Source organism: Nocardiopsis sp. TSRI0078, from assembly GCF_001905145.1.
Classification (GTDB): domain Bacteria; phylum Actinomycetota; class Actinomycetes; order Streptosporangiales; family Streptosporangiaceae; genus Nocardiopsis.
Map to the genome: position 1 here is coordinate 333,148 of NZ_LWLB01000001.1, position 16,509 is coordinate 349,656.

Below are 16,509 nucleotides of genomic sequence, written 5' to 3' on the forward strand. Positions count from 1 at the left end.
GGCCGCCGTGCCCGGCTACTCCTGGCCGGAGGACTTGGGCGTACCGGTCTTCTTGGCCGGGGCCTTCTTGGCGGCCGTCTTCGTGGTGGTCGCCTTCTTCGCCGCGGGCTTCTTCGCGGTGGTCTTCTTCGCCGCCGGCTTCTTCGCCGCGGGCTTCTTCTTGGCGGGGGCCTTGGCCCGCCGCTCGGCCAGCAGCTCGGCGGCCCGCTCGTCGGTGATCGACTCGACCTCGTCGCCCTTGCGCAGGGAGGCGTTGACCTCCCCGTCGGTGACGTAGGGGCCGAACCGGCCGTCCTTGACCACCATCTTGGCGCCCGACGCCGGGTCCTCGCCCAGCTCGCGCAGCGGCGGGGCGGCGGCACGGCGACCGCGCTGCTTGGGCTGGGCGAACAGCTCCTTGGCCTGCTCCAGGGTGACCGTGAAGATCTGTTCCTCGGTCTCCAGGGAGCGGCTGTCGGTGCCCTTCTTCAGGTAGGGCCCGAACCGGCCGTTCTGCGCGGTGACGTCCTCGCCGTCGATCTGGCCGACCACGCGGGGCAGCGACAGCAGGCGCAGCGCGTCGTCCAGGGTGACGGTGTCCAGGCTCATCGACTTGAGCAGCGAGCTGGTGCGCGGCTTGGGCTTGGCCTTCTTGGCCTTGGACCTGGCCCCGCCCTCGGCGGCCTCCTCCGGCTCCTCGATCACCTCGGTGACGTAGGGGCCGAAACGCCCGGTCTTGGCCACGATCATGCGCCCGGTCCCGGGGTCGGTGCCCAGCTCGCGGTCACCGCTGGGCTGGGCGAACAGCTCCTCGGCCTTCTCCTTGGTCAGCTCGTCCGGGGCCAGGTCCTCGGGCACGTTCACCCGCACGCCGTCCCGGTCGAGGTAGGGGCCGTAGCGCCCCACCCTCAGCACGATGTCGGTGCCGGGCAGCGGCAGGGAGCTGATCTCCTTGGGGTCGATGTCGGAGAGCTGGTCGCTCACCAGCTCCTTCAGGCCGGTCTCCTGGTGCCCCTCGGTGTCCTCGCCGCCGAAGTAGAAGCGGCGCAGCCACGGCAGGCTCTCGGCCTCGCCCCGGGCGATGGCGTCGAGCACGCCCTCCAGGCGCGCGGTGAACGCGTAGTCCACCAGGTTGCCGAAGTGCCGCTCCAGCAGCTGTACCACGGCGAAGGCCAGGAAGGACGGCACGAGCGCCGTGCCCTTCTTGAACACGTAGCCGCGGTCCAGGATGGTGCCGATGATCGAGGCGTAGGTGGAGGGGCGGCCGATCTCCCGCTCCTCCAGCTCCTTGACCAGGCTGGCCTCGGTGTAGCGCGCGGGCGGACGGGTGCTGTGCCCCTCGGCCTCCAGGCTCTGCGCCTTGAGAGGGTCGCCCTCGGACATCGCGGGCAGGCGGCGCTCGCGGTCGTCCAGGTCGGCGGCCGGGTCGTCGGAGCCCTCCACGTAGGCCTTGAGGAAGCCGTGGAAGGTGATGATCTTGCCGGTCGCGCTGAACTCCGCGACCTCGCCGTCGGTGGAGGTACCCTCGATCCGCACCGTGACGGACTCGCCGACCGCGTCCTTCATCTGGGAGGCGACGGTGCGCTTCCAGACCAGCTCGTAGAGCCGGAGCTCCGGCCCGGACAGGCCGGTGGCGGAGGGGGTGCGGAAGGTGTCGCCGGACGGGCGGATCGCCTCGTGCGCCTCCTGCGCGTTCTTGACCTTCTTGGCGTACACCCGCGGCTTGTCGGGCAGGTAGTCGCCGCCGTACAGGCTGCGCACCTGGGAGCGGGCGGCGTTGACCGCGCTGTCCGACAGCGTGGTGCTGTCGGTACGCATGTAGGTGATGTAGCCGTTCTCGTACAGCCGCTGGGCGACCTGCATGGTCTGCTTCGCGGACAGGCCGAGCTTGCGGGAGGCCTCCTGCTGGAGGGTGGTGGTGCGGAACGGCGCGTAGGGCGAGCGGCGGTAGGGCTTGCGCTCCACCGAGCGGACCGAGAACCCCGCACCGGTCAGGCGCTCGGCCAGACCGCGGGCCGCGGCCTCGTCCAGCTGGCGGACGTCGCGGTCCGAGCGCAGCGTGCCCTGCGTGGTGAAGTCCCGGCCGACGGCGACGCGGGCGCCGTCCACCGAGACCAGGGTGGCGGGGAAGGCCACGGACCCCTCGGGCGCGCCGGCCTCGGTGGCGTCGAAGAACGCCTTGAGGTCCCAGTACTCGGCGGAGGTGAACGCCATGCGCTCGCGCTCGCGCTCGACCACCAGGCGGGTGGCCACGGACTGCACGCGGCCCGCCGAGAGCTTCGGCATGACCTTCTTCCACAGCACGGGGGAGACCTCGTAGCCGTAGAGGCGGTCCAGGATGCGCCGGGTCTCCTGGGCACTGACCAGGCGGGTGTTGAGGTCGCGCGTGTTGTGGGCCGCGCGCTGGATGGCGTCCTTGGTGATCTCGTTGAACACCATGCGGCGGACGGGGATCCTGGGCTTGAGCTCCTCCAGCAGGTGCCAGGCGATCGCCTCGCCCTCGCGGTCCTCATCCGTGGCGAGGAGGAGTTCGTCGGCGTCCGCCACGAGGTCCTTGAGCTTCTTGACGTGCGCCTTCTTGTCGGTGTTGACGACGTAGAGCGGCTCGAAGTCGCCGTCGACGTCCACACCGAGCCGCGCCCAGGCCTGTCCCTTGTACTTGGCGGGGATCTCGGCGGCCTTGTTGGGCATGTCACGGATGTGGCCGATGCTGGACTCCACGACGTAGCCGCGCCCCAGATAACCGGCGATGGTCTTCGCCTTGGCTGGCGACTCGACGATGACGAGGGTGGTACCCGCCCCCTGCCGTCCGCTGTCCTTCGAGCCGTTCTTGCCGGCGCTGCCCTTCGTGGGTGGCACGCTCTTCCCCTACGTCTAGCCTTCGTGGTCTATCCGGCCGCGGTCCGTCGATGTCCCGTGGGAACCGACAGTAACCGAAACTCCAGGCACTCCCCCGTCGGTGGGTGGACGGCGTCCCCTCTCCCTCGGGCGGGGAACCCGTCGCCTTGGGTGGGCACCCGGCTCACACCCACCGGCATCCGCAGAATAAGCGCTTCCCGCACCGGTACCGGTCCGTAGCGTACGTGAGCCGTCCCGGCAACGCGCGCCGGTTCGCTGTCACCGGCTCTGACGAGCACCGACAACACCTCATGGAAGTGACTTCGATCACATTTGGCTACGGCCGGGTGTCACTTCCCCCAGAATGCGGCGAGTCCTCCCGGATATTCCCGGGAGGACTCGGCTCACGTCCTGGGCCGGTGGCCCCTCACCTCCGCGCTCCCCGCAGTCCACCGCGTTCCTCACGGAACGGGAAGTACGGAAGGCGAGCGGTCCGGTCCAGTCGACGCGCACGGCACTCGCAGTGCCGGTACGGGAACCCCCGCCCCGGGACACCGCCGCCCTGTGGTGTTCGGCACCTCGCAGTCCACCGCGTTCCTCACGGAACGAGGCGCCGCCACCTCCAGGGCCGCGCGGTCACCCGCGGGGCACGGTTCCCTGTTCGGTCGCTACAGGCCCACGCCCGCGGCACCGAGGACCTGTCCGACCGGGTCGGCCACCTCCAGCGGCGCGGACTCGGGCAGCTTGTCGGCCTGCTCCGGAGCGTGCTGCTCGACAGCCTGCCTGGTGCTCTCGCTCACCTCGTAGTTGACGGGGAGCATCTCCGAGACCGGGACCTCGGGCAGCTCGTTCACGAGCGGCGCGGAGTCCAGGACGCCGGCCTGGTGCTCGGTGGCGCTCTGGTGCACGACCGCGGCGCCGTCATCGGTGCTGCTGGCACCGGCCACGCCCGCGACCGCGGCGATGGCGTTGCCGGTGACGTTGACGGGAACGTCGCCGTCCACGACCAGCTGGTTGCCGCCGGCCGCGGAACCGTTTCCGGAGGTGGCGATGTCCTCCTCTTCCTCCAGGACCAGGGCGCCGGTGTCGGTCGAGGCCGCACCGGCCATGCCGCCGACGGCGCCGATCGCGTTGCCCGCGACGTTCACGGGAACGTCCAGGTCCACGACGGCCTGGTTGCCGCCCAGCAGCGAGCCGTTGCCGGAGGTGGCGATGGACCGGTGCCCGTGCCCGGCGGACTGGTGCTCGCGGGGGGCCGACTGGTGCAGCACGCCCGCGTCCACGCCGGAGGTGTCGGGCACCGGCAGCACGCTGGCGTTGCTGACGGCCTCGTCCACCAGGTCCATGGCCGTGTACTCGGCGGGCGCGGAGTGGTGGTGGCGGTGGCCGTGGCCCTCGTGCACCAGGGCGTCGGTGTCGGTGGCCGCGGCTCCCGCGACGCCTCCCACCGCGCCGACCGCGTTGCCGGCCACGTTGACCGGCACCTCGGCGTCCACGACCAGCTGGTTGCCGCCCAGAAGGGAGCCGTTGCCGGAGGTGGCGACGTCCGGGCCGTGGCGGTCGTGGTGGACCACGGCGGCACCGCTGCCGGTGCTGCCGGCCCCGGCCGTGCCGAGCACGGCGCCGACGGCGTTGCCCGCGACGTTGACCGGGACGTCGGCGTTCACGACGGCCTGGTTGCCGCCCAGGACCGAACCGTTGCCGCTGCTCGCGACGTCGCTGTCGGCGAAGGCCACGCCGCTGCCCAGCGCGACGAAGCCCGCTGTCAGCAGCACGGACTTCACTGAGGTGCTGGCCCACTTACGCATGTGGGAAGTCCTTTCGGAGAGTTTCGATGAGAAGGTGTGTGCTTGGGCCACAGGCCGTTCCACGCCCCTGGCTGGGGTGCGGGCCCTCGGCCAAGGCCGGGGATCATCCGGTCGGCCTCGCACCTGGGCGGTGCGTGTCGCCGGTTCTGGTGGGTGCGCCGCGGTCCCGATCCGCCGGCTGCGGACGGACGCGCGCACCCCGTCGGTCAGCTCCGCCCTGGGGCGGCGGCTGACGTGAACCCCGCGCACTTGGCCTCGGCCGGTGCTACGGGACTCGCGTCAGCCCCCGGGCCGCGGACGGCCCGGGAGGCCGATCTCAGGCGCGGGCGCGGCGGCGCCTGCCGGCGAGGACCAGGCCGACACCGGCCGCGATCGCGGCGGCGGCGGCGGCGAGCAGCCCGGACAGGGCGCCGCCGTCGGTTCCGGTGAGGGCGAGCTCGGGAGCCGGCGCGTCGTCCCCGCCACCGGGGGTCTCACCACCGGGGGTCTCCTCCTCCGGCGTCTCCCCGTAGCCCGGGTCCTTGGGCTCCTTGGGGTCCTTGGGGTCCTTGGGCTCCTCCGGGTCCTTGGGGTCCTTGGGCTCCTCCGGGTCCTTGGGGTCCTTGGGCTCCTTCGGGTCCTTGGGGTCCTCCGGGTCCTTGGGGTCCTTGGGCTCCTCCGGGTCCTTCGGGTGGTCGGTGGAGCTGTCGTCCGGCTCGTCCTCGACCACGGCGTCGCCGTCGGTGCAGTTGGCACCGGCCGCCCCGACGGCGGAGACGCTGTTGCCGCAGACGTTGACGGGGACGTCGCCGTCCACGACGGCCTGGTTGCCGCCCAGGACCGAACCGTTGCCGGAGGTGGCGACGTCCGAGTCTCCGTGGCCGCGCTCGCTGACCACGGCGTCGCCGTCGGTGCAGTTGGCGCCGGCCAGGCCGAGCACGGCGATGGCGTTGCCGCAGAGGTTGATGGGGACGTCGCCGTCCAGGACCAACTGGTTACCGCCCCCGAGGGAACCGTTTCCGCTGGTCACCGTGTCGGCGTAGGAGATGCCACCGGTGGTGGCGAGGAGTCCCGCGGTCACCAGTGCGGCGATCCGGGCATGCGTGGCGTGGGTCATCACGTGTCCTTTGGTCAGCGAGAAATTCAGGCCGTTCAGCTGCTCGTGGACCGCGGACGGAGAGCTTCATGCTCCGGAGGATGCCGGGAGAAGGCGCGCCCGCCGGTTCGGCAGGGCGGCTGCGCGCAGGTGCGCACGGACCGGCCGCGGTCGGATGACGCGGCTAGTCAGGCGAGAAGGAGGGGTCGTCCGCGGCGTCGCGGACGACCAGGGTGGGGTCGCCGGGAAGGGCGACCCGCTGGGCCCGGGGAGCCAGGTGGTCGGCCCGGGCCATGAGGAACCCGGCGGCACCGGGCACGGGGAAGGACGGAGCGGTGGCGCCGGTGGCGTCCGTTCCGGCCGGGTGGTGCGCTCCGCCCGCGATGAGGCGGATGCGCTCCCCGAGGTCCTCGTCCGGGTCCTGGTCGACGGCCCCGGCGGCGGCCGAGCGCCACGTCTCCGGGTCCACGGGCGTGTGGACGGGCGTACCGGAACCGGTACGGACCCGCTCCTCCCCGCGGCCGTCGGTGTCGGCGGTGCGCTCGACCGGGGCCCCGACCGGGTTCTCGGTGAGTTCGCCGGAGGAGCCGAGGACCGGCAGGCCGAGCGGCGCCGCGGTGTTCACGGCGTCGTCGATCCGGCCGTGAACCACACGCGTGGAGTCGGCCAGCCCCTCGGTGACCGTGTCCACGAGACGGTTGTCGCGCAGCGACTCGTCGGTGGACTCCACGACGTCGTGGCCCCTGCGGGCGAGGCCGCCGACGAGGTCGCCCGCGCCGCGGGCGGTGCCGTCGACGGTCCGGGTGGTGCCTGCGACCACCCTGTTGGCGGCGGTGCCGGTCCTGGTCTCGTCGAGCGCCGAGGAGACACCGGTCTCGTGCAGGGCGTTGGCGGGAAGCGCGGCGGCCTGGGGCACGACGGTGTCGGTGAGCGACTCGGTGGTGGAGGCGGCGCGGGCCGTGGTGTCGGAGAGGCGCGCCTGGCGCATCTCCTGGGCCGCGGTCTGTCCCGCGCGCTCCGCGCTGTCGCCGACCTCCAGGACACGGTCGACCAGGCCGTCGGGCTCGGGGGCGGTCTCGCCGTGGGCGACACCGAACCCCCCGGCCAGCCAGGCGACCGCGACGATGCCGGACAGGAGCAGCAGTCGGGTGCAGGCACTCCGGGACACGCGGACAGCGCGACTGCTGAACAGCCACTCCCGGCCCGCGAGCACCATGGATGCCCCCTCGTTTCGCTGCCACTGGACGGTCCCGTGCGGTGGTTCCGTCACGGTCGCACGGCGGTGCCGGGCTGTCCCGCACCCGCGCAGACGGGTGGAGGACCACGGCACCCTCGAACTCAAGGAAACCGTAGCATCACGCACGGTGATCATGGGTCAGATCGACGACCGCGCCGAGAAAGTTCTCGGCGCGGTTCACCAGGAGGGCGTCGTAAAGCGGCCCGAGGTCAGCTCAACCCGACGAAACGGTCGAGGACGCGGACGCCGAACCGGAGTCCGTCGACCGGGACACGCTCGTCCACCCCGTGGAACATGCCCGCGAAGTCCAGCTCCGGGGGCAGCCGCAGGGGGGCGAAGCCGTAGTTGCGTACACCGAGGCGGGAGAAGCTCTTGGCGTCCGTGCCGCCGGAGAGGCAGTAGGGCACCGCCTTGGCGCCCGGGTCCTCGGCCAGCAGGGACTCCGACATGGCGCTGACCAGGCCTCCGTCGAAGGAGGTCTCCACCGCGGGCAGGTGGTGGATGAACTCGCGGCTGACCTTGGGGCCCAACAGGCGGTCGATCTCGGCGAAGTACTCGTCCTCGGTGCCCGGCAGGAAGCGGCCGTCCACCTGGGCGGTGGCCTCGCCCGGGATGACGTTGGCCTTGTACCCGCCGCCCAGCACGGTGGGGTTGAGGGTGTTGCGCAGGGTGGCGCCGATCATGCGGGCGATGGGCCCCAGGCGGGCGACCGTGGCGTCGACGTCCTTCTCGTCGAAGGGGATGCCGAACTCCTCGCAGATCTCCTCCAGGAAGGTCCGCACAGTCGGGGTGAGCTGCACGGGGAACCGGTGCTCGCCGAGCCTTGCGACGGCCGCCGCCAACTCGGTGACGGCGTTGTCGGAGTTGACCATCGAACCGTGCCCGGCGGTGCCGCGCGCGGTCAGCTTCATCCAGGCGATGCCCTTCTCCGCGGTCTCCACCAGGTAGAGGCGGCGGTTGTCCCCGGCCGTGAACGAGAAGCCGCCGACCTCGCTGATCGCCGAGTCGCAGTCGGCGAACAGCTCGGGGTGCTCGTTCACCAGGTACTGGGCACCCCAGGTTCCTCCGGCCTCCTCGTCGGCCAGGAAGGCCAGGACGATGTCGCGCGGGGGGCGGCGCCCCTCGCGCAGGCGCTGGCGCAGCATCGCCAGGACCATCGCGTTCATGTTCTTCATGTCGACCGCGCCGCGGCCCCACACGCAGCCGTCGGCGATCTCGCCCGCGAAGGGGTGGTGGGTCCAGTCCTCCGGCGCCGCGGGGACGACGTCCAGGTGGCCGTGGATGAGCAGCGGGGGACGGCTGGAGTCCTCCCCCGCGATCCGCGCCACGACGTTGCTGCGCCCCGGGTGCTTCTCGTAGATCCTCGACTCGACGCCGACCTCGTCGAGCCGGCCCGCCACGTACTCGGCGGCCTTGCGCTCCCCGGGCCCCGAATGGTCGCCGTAGTTGGAGGTGTCGAACTCGATGAGCTCCCGGCACAGGTCGACCACCTCGACCTCGGCCGCGCTCAGGTCCCTGTCTGGCTCTGCCATCTGACGCTCCCGTCCAGCCACACCTTTTGCCCTACTGTCCCATCCGACCCTGCCACGGTCTTCCCCGGCGGAAAACCTGGTTCGGGCCACCTCAGACCTTTGCTATGGTTGATCTGTCCGAAGCGAGAGCGCCGGACGCATCCCAGTCCGGGTGGCGGAATAGGTAGACGCGCTAGCTTGAGGTGCTAGTGGCCGTTAAGGCTGTGGGGGTTCAAGTCCCCCCTCGGACACCGAAGAGAGAAGATCCCCAGGTCGACGACCTGGGGATCTTCTCGTTGTGCCGACCGTGCGCCGCCACGGGCCGCGGCGGCGTCAGGTCCGGCCGGTGGCCGCCGACTCCTCGTCCGCCGTCCCCGACGGCGCCGTCGGGCCGGGCCGGGCCCTCCCACGGGCCCCGGCCGCGAGCGCCTCCGGGGCTCCCCGCGCTCAGGAGGTGTCGGACCGCTCCTGGTGATCGAGCCTTTCCCGGAGGCCCTCCCAGTCCTTCCTGCGCGCCATCACCCGGTACACCGGCAGGGAGGTGGGCATCATGCGGCCGACGGTCATGGTCAGCCGCGGACCGTCGGCGTCCAGGCGCGCCCGCGGGCCGATGGCGGTCTCCGCCCTGCCACCGTGGAGGACGAAGGGCACCCGCAGCCTCCCCGGGGTGAGCACGAAGTAGGGCATGCGGACGTAGAGGATCCCGAAGGCCAGGAGGACCAGGCCGGGGACGAGGACGGACACGCCCCTCGCACCGTCGCCGGTCGCCCAGAGCCAGAGGCCGGAGACGGACAAGCCGGTTCCGGGTGACAGGAACACGCCGCACATCCACCAGGCGAACCGCACTCTCACCGTCATGCATGCTCTTCTCACCGCTTCGGGGGACCCCGCCGGACGGGGTGCCGGGGATGGCGGGGGGACAGAGCCCCCACCCTGACGACGGGTCCGCGGCGCGGGCGGGCGCCCGTGCGCGGCCGGTACCACCGCGACGGCCGCGGCGGAGAAGACCGCGGCCACCGCGAAGACGGCGGGCAGGCCCGCGAGGGTGATCACGCCCGCCATGAGCACCGGGGTCAGCGTCGTGCTGATGCCCTGGAGCCAGTTCTGCACGGCCAGGGCCCGCCCGGCCCAGGGGGTCCCCGCGATCTCCGCGACGGCGGTGAAGGTGAGGCCGTTGTGCCACATCGTCAGGACGAGGCAGAGCAGGGCCATCGGCACCGCCGTCCAGGACCAGGCGTTCGGCAGCGCGGTGAGCAGGAGCAGGCAGGTCCCGGAGGCGACCGCCAGCCACCGCACCGGCCGCATCCGGTCCCCGGTCCGGTCCGAACGGACACCGAGCAGCAGGCGCCCGGCGGCTCCGGGCACCTGTGCCGCCGCGACGACCGCGCCCGCGGCGGGCGCGCTCCACCCCTGCTCCTGGACCAGGTAGATCACCGCGTAGGTCATGAGGGTGATCTGCGGGACCCCGAGCAGCATGCTCACACCGTGCACCCGCCAGATGGCCCCGTGGCGGTACGGCGATCCCGCCGGGGCGGCCGGCGCGCGCTCCGCGTCCCCCGCCGCGCCCGGACCCGGGGTCGCCTCCGGCGCGCCTCCCGGCGGCGCCGCGGGCATCATCAGTACGAGCGGGACCGCGAGGAGCGCGAGCACCGCCGGGACCGTCATCGCCCCGACGAACCCCCACGCCTCGGCCGCTCCGGGAAGCACCAGGCCGGAGACGCCCACGCCCAGGGGAAGCGCCGACTGCCGGATGCCCATGGCCAGGCCGCGCTCCCCCGCGGAGAACCACGACAGCACCAGCCGTCCGCTCGCGGCGTTGACCGGGCCGCCGACCGCTCCCACCAGCAGCAGGACCGCGGCGGCGCTCCACAGGTGCGAGACCGCCCAGAGCAGGCCGAGCGCGCCCGCGGTGAGGACCAGGCTCAGCGCCATCGTCGGCCGCTCCCCGGCCCGGTCGATCACCAGGCCCCAGAGCAGGAGCGTGAGCAGCAGTCCGAGCGACGGCAGCCCGGCCAGTACCCCGGCCTGCGCCGTCGTGACCCCGAAGGCCTCCCGCAGTTGCGGCAGCACGACGGGCACGCCGAACATCGCCGACACACTGGCCACCTGCGCCACCATGCCGACGGACAGGACCACCCAACGACTGCGCACGAGCATCCCGCCAGCGTAGGGAAGGACGGCTCCGTTCCCCGCACGCCCCCGCACGCGGCCAGGACCTGTTCCTGCGAGGCCGCGAGCACCTGGAGACCGGGCGCACGGCGACCGCGGTGGCGGGCACCGAGGACACCGCGTACACGCGCCCGGCCGACGTACGCCGTGGTGGGGAGCGACGCGGCCATCGCCGCCGACGGCCTGCCCCCGGCCGTGCGCGTCCCTCATCGGGGAAACGACCTGTTCCGTGTCCGCAGGTCCCTGCCCCCGTTGCCGGTGCGTTCGCGTCGGCATACCTTCACGTGGCCGGCAGTGACCGACGACGGACCGTCCGTGTCGGTACGAACGAAAGGCACCGCAGTGGCTACGAACGCACACCGCCTCACCGCGGTCACCGCTCTCGGGATCAGCGCCGCGCTCGGGATCAGTACCGCACTCGCCTCCCCCGCCGCACTGGCCTCATCCGCCGACGACACCCTGCTCCCGGTCCCCGCCCCCGAGGTGGAGGGCCCCCTTCCGGGAAGGGTGCCCGGCGCCCCCGGCGCCGACGACGTCGAGGACACCTACCCCTTCTTCGCCACGACCGAGAACCTCGACCTCCACGACTACGTGGAGGAGGAGTTCCTCATCTCCGGGACCGCCAACCGCTACTCCGACGGCGAGGTCGTCTCGGAGCACCCCTACCTGACCCGGGTGCTGGTCCGACGCCCCGCCGACCCGCGCGACTCCAACGGCACCGCGCTCGCCGAGTGGCAGAACGTCAGCGCGGGCAACGACCTGGACGCCCTCTGGGGACCCAGCGCCAGGCACATCATGCGCTCGGGTTACACCTGGGTGGGGGTGTCCGCCCAGAACGTCGGCGTCTCCCACCTGACGGAGTGGAGCCCCGCCCGCTACGGCCGGCTGGACGTCACGGACGGCGGGACCGTCCCGGACGACCAGCTCTCCTACGACATCTTCTCCCAGGCCGCGCAGGCCCTGCGCTCCTCCGGCGAGCTCACCGGCGGGATCGGGATCGACCAGGTCCTGGCCGTCGGGGCGTCGCAGTCCGCGGGCCGTATGACGGTCTACTACGAGGAGGTCCTCCCCCACATCGAGCCGGTCTTCGACGGTTACGGCTTCATCGTGGGCCAGGCCCCCGAGGCCGACCGCCCCGAGCCGGTGTTCCAGGTGCTCTCGGAGACCGACGTCGCGTGGATCGGGCCCGCGGAGGACACCGAGACCTTCCGCCGCTGGGAGGTGGCGGGCACCGCGCACTCCGGCTGGGCGGGAAGGCAGGCGCGCAAGGAGACCGAGGTGCGCGACTTCGGCCGGCAGCCGCAGTACGACTGCGTCGAGCCGCCGTTCAGCCGCGTGCCGCTGCACCACGTGCTCAACGCCTCCTACGACCACCTCAGCGAGTGGGCCGCGGACGGGACCCCGCCGCCGGTCGCGGAGCCGATCAGGCGCACCGGGCAGGGGGAGATCGTCCGGGACGAGGACGGGTTCGCCGAGGGGGGAATCCGGCTCTCCCAGGTGGAGGTGCCCACGGCGCTGAACACCGGCGGCAACGCCCCGGCGGCCCCGGAGGACTACTTCTGCGTGCTGTTCGGCTCGCACGTCCCCTTCGACGAGGACGAGCTGGCTGAGCGCTACCGAAGTCACGGACAGTACGTGTGGGCGGTCAACAGCGTGGAGAAGGAGAACGTGCGCGAGGGCTACGTCACCCGCGCCGACTCCCTGCGGACCAGGCTGGAGGCCGCGCGCCGCTGACGCCTCCGACGGTCCCGGTACGTGACGGGGACCCCGGCCGGTGGCCGACGGGGACGGCCGCCGGCGGTCACCGCTCCGCGGGAGCGGTGGCGGGCAACCCTCGGGGGTGGTGTTCCGACCCGTCGCACCGGTCGGCGGGGCCGGGCGTCACTGCCCGGGGGCGGAGGGGGAGAATAGGTCCGATGACCGACAGGATCCGCCCCCACGCGCCGGTGCCCGCCCCCTCCCCCGCGGGAGGTGCGCGGTGAGTCCGACCGGGGGTCCCGCCCGCACCGCCGTCGTCTCCCCCGCCCGGGTCGTGGTCGCGTCCGCGCTGGTCCTGGCACTGAGCGGCCCGGGGCAGACCGCCGGTGTCTCCGTGTTCGTCGACCACGTCATCACCGACCTGGAGGTCAGCCGCTCGGCCGTCTCCCTCTCCTACATGGTCGGCACCCTCGGCGGCGCGCTCGCGCTGCCCTGGCTGGGGCGGGCCGTGGACAGGTTCGGGATCCAAAGGGTCCTGGCCTCCGTGGCACTGGGTTTCGGCGGCTTCCTGGTCCTGCTGGCCTGCGTACAGGGCCTGGTGGGCCTGACCGCCGGCTTCGTCGGGGTACGCGCCCTGGGCCAGGGCGGCATGTCGCTGATCGCCAGCACCGCCGTCGCGATCTCGGTGACCCGCGGCCGGGGCACCCTGCTCGGACTCACCACCTCGGCGGGGAGCGCGGGGATCTCGCTGTTCCCGCTGATCGCCGAGCAGGTGGTCTCCGTCCTGGGCTGGCGGTACACCTTCGCCGCCGAGGCGCTGCTCATCTGGGTGGTCGTGCTGCCCCTGGCGTTCTGGGGCCTGCGCGGGGTCACCCGGGGGGCCGGGGAGCCTGAGGAGTCCGGACGGGCAGGAGAGCCCGCGCGTGCGGAGCCGGACCTCTCCGGCGGACCGGAGTGGCCGCTGAGGGCGATCGTGCGCACCTCCGTCTTCTGGGCGCTGGCCGGTGCGGTGGCGTGCAGCGGGCTGGTGTCCACCGCCGTGTTCTTCCACCAGATCGCCGTGCTCGGTGAACAGGGACTCACCCCGACGCAGGCCGCCGCCAACTTCCTGCCCCAGACCATCGCCGGGCTGGGTTCGGCGCTGCTGTTCGGCTCGGCCGCCGACCGGATGTCCCCCAAGGCCCTGATGTGCGGGGCCATGGCCGTGCACGCGCTGGCGCTCGCCCTGCTGCCGCTGGTCTCGCCGGGCCCGGGGGCGGTCCTCTACGGGATGGCGCTGGGCGCGGCGGCCTCCGGGGCCCGCGCGGTGGAGAACGCCGCGCTGCCCTTCTACTTCGGCACCGCCATCCTCGGCTCCCTGCGCGGGGTGACCCAGTCCGTCGCGGTCGCCTCCACCGCCGTGGGCCCCATCCTGCTGTCCCTGGCCCACGGGTGGGCGGGGTCCTACCGCCCCGGGGTCCTGGGGCTGGCCCTGCTCTGCGCGCTGATGGCGGTCGCGGTGTGCTTCGCCCGCCGGCCCGTGCCCCCGCGCCTGCGCGCGACCGGACCAGCCGGTCCACGCTGCCCGGAGCGGCCCTGACCGGGCCGTTCCCGGGCTTCGCCGCGGTCCGGTCGCCCCCGCTGGAGACCGCGGGAGTGAGGGACGATCGCGGTGGTCCCGGGTGACACACGGCCTCATCTGGTACACAGTGGACGGAAGTGACGCCAGGGGCCTTTGTTCACCTTGTCGGATCTCACGCTACCGGCTAGTAACGTCCAAATATGTCCACACTTCTGTTACATTGCCACAACGCACACGCAAGGCAGGGGGTCGGGTCATGCGAGCAGCGAAACGACCGTCATCCGCTCCCCGCGTGGCATTCGCAACCGTCCGAACTGTGGACGGGCACCGAATCCGGAAGAAGAGGACGAGGCAGCGATGAGGGATCCCGCCAACCTCGGCACTGCCAGAGGGGCGGCACGGCCGCTCCCCTCGCCCCGAACCGCCGAGAGGTCGCCGTGTCCGCGGTGACCTGAGGAGCACCCGCGCGTACCGTCCGGGCACGGCGCACGCCGGGCCGACACGTGTCGGCCCCGCCCGGAACCGGCGGGTGCGCACGTGCCGCCGTTTCCAGAATGGTCACTCTCCGTAGCAACACTGTCTTGGTGTGTGCGCCTTCGTGGTGCTTCTCCTCCCGCAAACCCGATTGGAGGCTCCTTGTCTCCCCGTTCCATCAAAGAGGTTCCGCTTCCCGCCCCAGCCGTCATCGACGCGGTCCGGCGCTCCTGCTCCTCCTTACCGCCCGGTTCGACCCGCCTGGCCGAGCGCTTCTACCAGAACCTGTTCTCCATGGCGCCCGGGGTGCGGTCGATGTTCCCCGAGAACATGCAGACGCAGAAGGAACGCATGGCCTTCGCCCTGCTGGAGGTCGTCCACTACCTCGACCAGCCCGACGAGGTGGCCGGTTACCTGCGGCAGCTGGGCGCCCAGCACCGGCGCGAGCTCGCCGTCGAACCCGAGCACTACCCCTACGTGGGCCGTGCCCTGGTGCGTGCGGTCAGCGAGATCTCACCGACCTGGTCCTCCTCCATGAGCTCGGCCTGGGTGATGGTCTACGAGTGGATCACCGCCAACATGCTCGAAGGCGCGCGCGACGCCGACGAGGGCAGGCCCGTGACGCGCAGCCGCCACGCGGCCGCGCCCTCCGAGTCGCGGCCCGCCGAGTCACGGCCCGCCGGGGCCCACTCCTCCGGATCCCGGCCCTCCGAGGGCGGGCTCTTCGACCCCCGGGCCGCCGGGCGGACCAGGGCACCTGAGGCGACCGACGCCTCCGCTCCGATCCGCTGATCCGCGTTCCGCGCACCTCGCGGACCGACCTGGTACCGCCCACCCCGCCTGTCCCCCCGCCCGGGACGACTGCGGCATCGCAGATCCCACCAGCCCCACCAGCCCTATCAGTCCCTGTGAGAGGCAGTGATGCGCGAGACCTCCCCACGGCACGTACCCGGCAGCGAGGGTGAACGCCGCGTCCAGGAGATAACCGGTACGAGCGAGCGCGCCGACCGTTTCTACCGCGACCAGATGCTCGACCATCTGAATCCGCGCATGCGCGAGTTCGTCACCCGCCAGGAGATGATGTTCATCGCCACCTCGGACCAGAAAGGTGAGTGCGACTCCAGCTTCCGCGCGGGCCCGCCCGGCTTCGTCCACGTGATCGACGAGCACACCCTGACCTACCCGGAGTTCCGGGGCAACGGCGTGTTCGCCAGCGTGGGCAACATCCTGGAGAACCCGCACGTGGGGCTGATGTTCCTGGACTTCACGCACGACCGCATCGGGCTGCACGTCAACGGCCGCGCGACCCTGCTGGAGGACGTGGAGCTGCGTCGCCACATCCCCGGCCTGCCCGCACCCGAGGTGCCCGGCCAGAGGGCGCTGATGTGGACCGTGGTGCACGTGGAGGAGGCCTACATCCACTGCCGCAAGCACATCCCGCACCTGCGCAAAGTCGGCCGGGACGAGTCCTGGGGCACCGACGACACCCTGCGCAAGGGCGGCGACTTCTTCGCCGCCAAGGAGACCTCCAAGCACTGGGGCGCCCCCTCCACCCCCGCCTATCCGGGCTGACCGCCGCGGCGGCGAAGGAAGCGGCGGGGCCCGCGCCCGGACGGGCGGGCCAACGCACCCCGTTGGTCGGAGCCGGGGTACACGCGGAAGGAGTACCGCAGCTGCATGCCGGTGAGCGTAGCGGCGGGGTGTGACAGAACGCGACCGGGCAGGAACACGCGGGTGGTGCGCGGACGTGGAAGCCGTGTCGGCCGAGGTCAACGCCAGGAGCGGGCCTGGGCGCCTGTGGGTGCACCTCCCACCGGAGGTCGCGGTGTCGAAGCCGGTCCACAGCCTCACCGGGGTCTGGTCCCGGCGGAGGCGCCAGGGGTTCGGCGCACTGGAGCGCCACTACCGGCGGGCCATGCGGTGGTGGTCAGGGGGCGTGTTTCGCCGGGGCGGTCGGGGGTGCACCGTTGGGCGTGGTGCGCCAGGACATCGAAGGCCGACAGCGCCCGGCCTGAGGGCCGGGCGGGGGTTCGGATCCGATGCGCCTTTGGCCTGAAGTCCGGAGCACTCTCGGATAAGACCGGTAGCTCTGGACCAGGCCGATCGAGACGCCCGCGTGGTCGGCGACGTCGGCGAGGGTGGTCCGGGCCGGCCCCTGC

At 72.4% G+C, this 16,509-nt stretch carries 9 protein-coding genes, 1 tRNA gene and 1 pseudogene; 5 read left to right on the top strand and 6 right to left on the bottom strand.

Features of this window, described 5'->3' with window-relative positions; all coding sequences use genetic code 11:
* Positions 1-15: 15 nt before the first annotated feature.
* The 5 genes from topA to A6A08_RS01550 all read right to left on the bottom strand — a co-directional run bounded on the left by topA (position 16) and on the right by A6A08_RS01550 (position 8,469).
* The gene (gene topA, locus A6A08_RS01530; RefSeq protein WP_073700672.1) at positions 16-2,838 is read right to left on the bottom strand and encodes a type I DNA topoisomerase; all 2,823 of its coding nucleotides are present in this window, start codon (positions 2,836-2,838) and stop codon (positions 16-18) included.
* A gap of 647 nt (positions 2,839-3,485) precedes the next feature.
* A complete protein-coding gene (locus A6A08_RS01535; RefSeq protein WP_073700673.1) occupies positions 3,486-4,625 on the bottom strand; it encodes a hypothetical protein in 1,140 nt (379 codons plus the stop codon).
* 316 nt (positions 4,626-4,941) lie between these two features.
* The gene (locus A6A08_RS28470; RefSeq protein ID WP_083608717.1) at positions 4,942-5,721 is read right to left on the bottom strand and encodes a chaplin family protein; all 780 of its coding nucleotides are present in this window, start codon (positions 5,719-5,721) and stop codon (positions 4,942-4,944) included.
* 163 nt (positions 5,722-5,884) lie between these two features.
* Complete coding sequence (locus A6A08_RS01545) at positions 5,885-6,916, bottom strand: hypothetical protein (protein WP_073700674.1); 1,032 nt, start codon at positions 6,914-6,916, stop codon at positions 5,885-5,887.
* A gap of 230 nt (positions 6,917-7,146) precedes the next feature.
* Positions 7,147-8,469, bottom strand: a complete 1,323-nt coding sequence (locus tag A6A08_RS01550; protein ID WP_073700675.1) for a M20/M25/M40 family metallo-hydrolase — start codon at positions 8,467-8,469, stop codon at positions 7,147-7,149.
* Positions 8,470-8,614: 145 nt separating this feature from the next.
* On the opposite strand from A6A08_RS01550, the gene A6A08_RS01555 reads away from it, so the two are divergent.
* Positions 8,615-8,699: transfer RNA gene (locus tag A6A08_RS01555), tRNA-Leu, on the top strand.
* A gap of 709 nt (positions 8,700-9,408) precedes the next feature.
* Here the strand turns inward: A6A08_RS01555 and A6A08_RS01560 are convergent.
* A pseudogene (locus A6A08_RS01560) lies at positions 9,409-10,605 on the bottom strand (MFS transporter); the annotation flags it as partial.
* Positions 10,606-10,959: 354 nt separating this feature from the next.
* Here A6A08_RS01560 and A6A08_RS01565 point away from each other — a divergent pair.
* From A6A08_RS01565 to A6A08_RS01580, 4 genes are all read left to right on the top strand, one after another.
* Complete coding sequence (locus tag A6A08_RS01565; RefSeq protein WP_073700676.1) at positions 10,960-12,351, top strand: alpha/beta hydrolase domain-containing protein; 1,392 nt, start codon at positions 10,960-10,962, stop codon at positions 12,349-12,351.
* Between the two features lie 244 nt (positions 12,352-12,595).
* The gene (locus tag A6A08_RS01570; RefSeq protein ID WP_083608719.1) at positions 12,596-13,894 is read left to right on the top strand and encodes an MFS transporter; all 1,299 of its coding nucleotides are present in this window, start codon (positions 12,596-12,598) and stop codon (positions 13,892-13,894) included.
* A gap of 618 nt (positions 13,895-14,512) precedes the next feature.
* Positions 14,513-15,142 carry a globin domain-containing protein gene (locus tag A6A08_RS01575; RefSeq protein ID WP_073700677.1) on the top strand — a complete coding sequence of 210 codons (630 nt, stop codon included), beginning with the start codon at positions 14,513-14,515 and terminating at the stop codon, positions 15,140-15,142.
* A 129-nt stretch (positions 15,143-15,271) separates the two neighbouring features.
* Positions 15,272-15,922 carry a pyridoxamine 5'-phosphate oxidase family protein gene (locus tag A6A08_RS01580; RefSeq protein ID WP_073700678.1) on the top strand — a complete coding sequence of 217 codons (651 nt, stop codon included), beginning with the start codon at positions 15,272-15,274 and terminating at the stop codon, positions 15,920-15,922.
* The last annotated feature ends 587 nt before the right edge of the window (positions 15,923-16,509 follow it).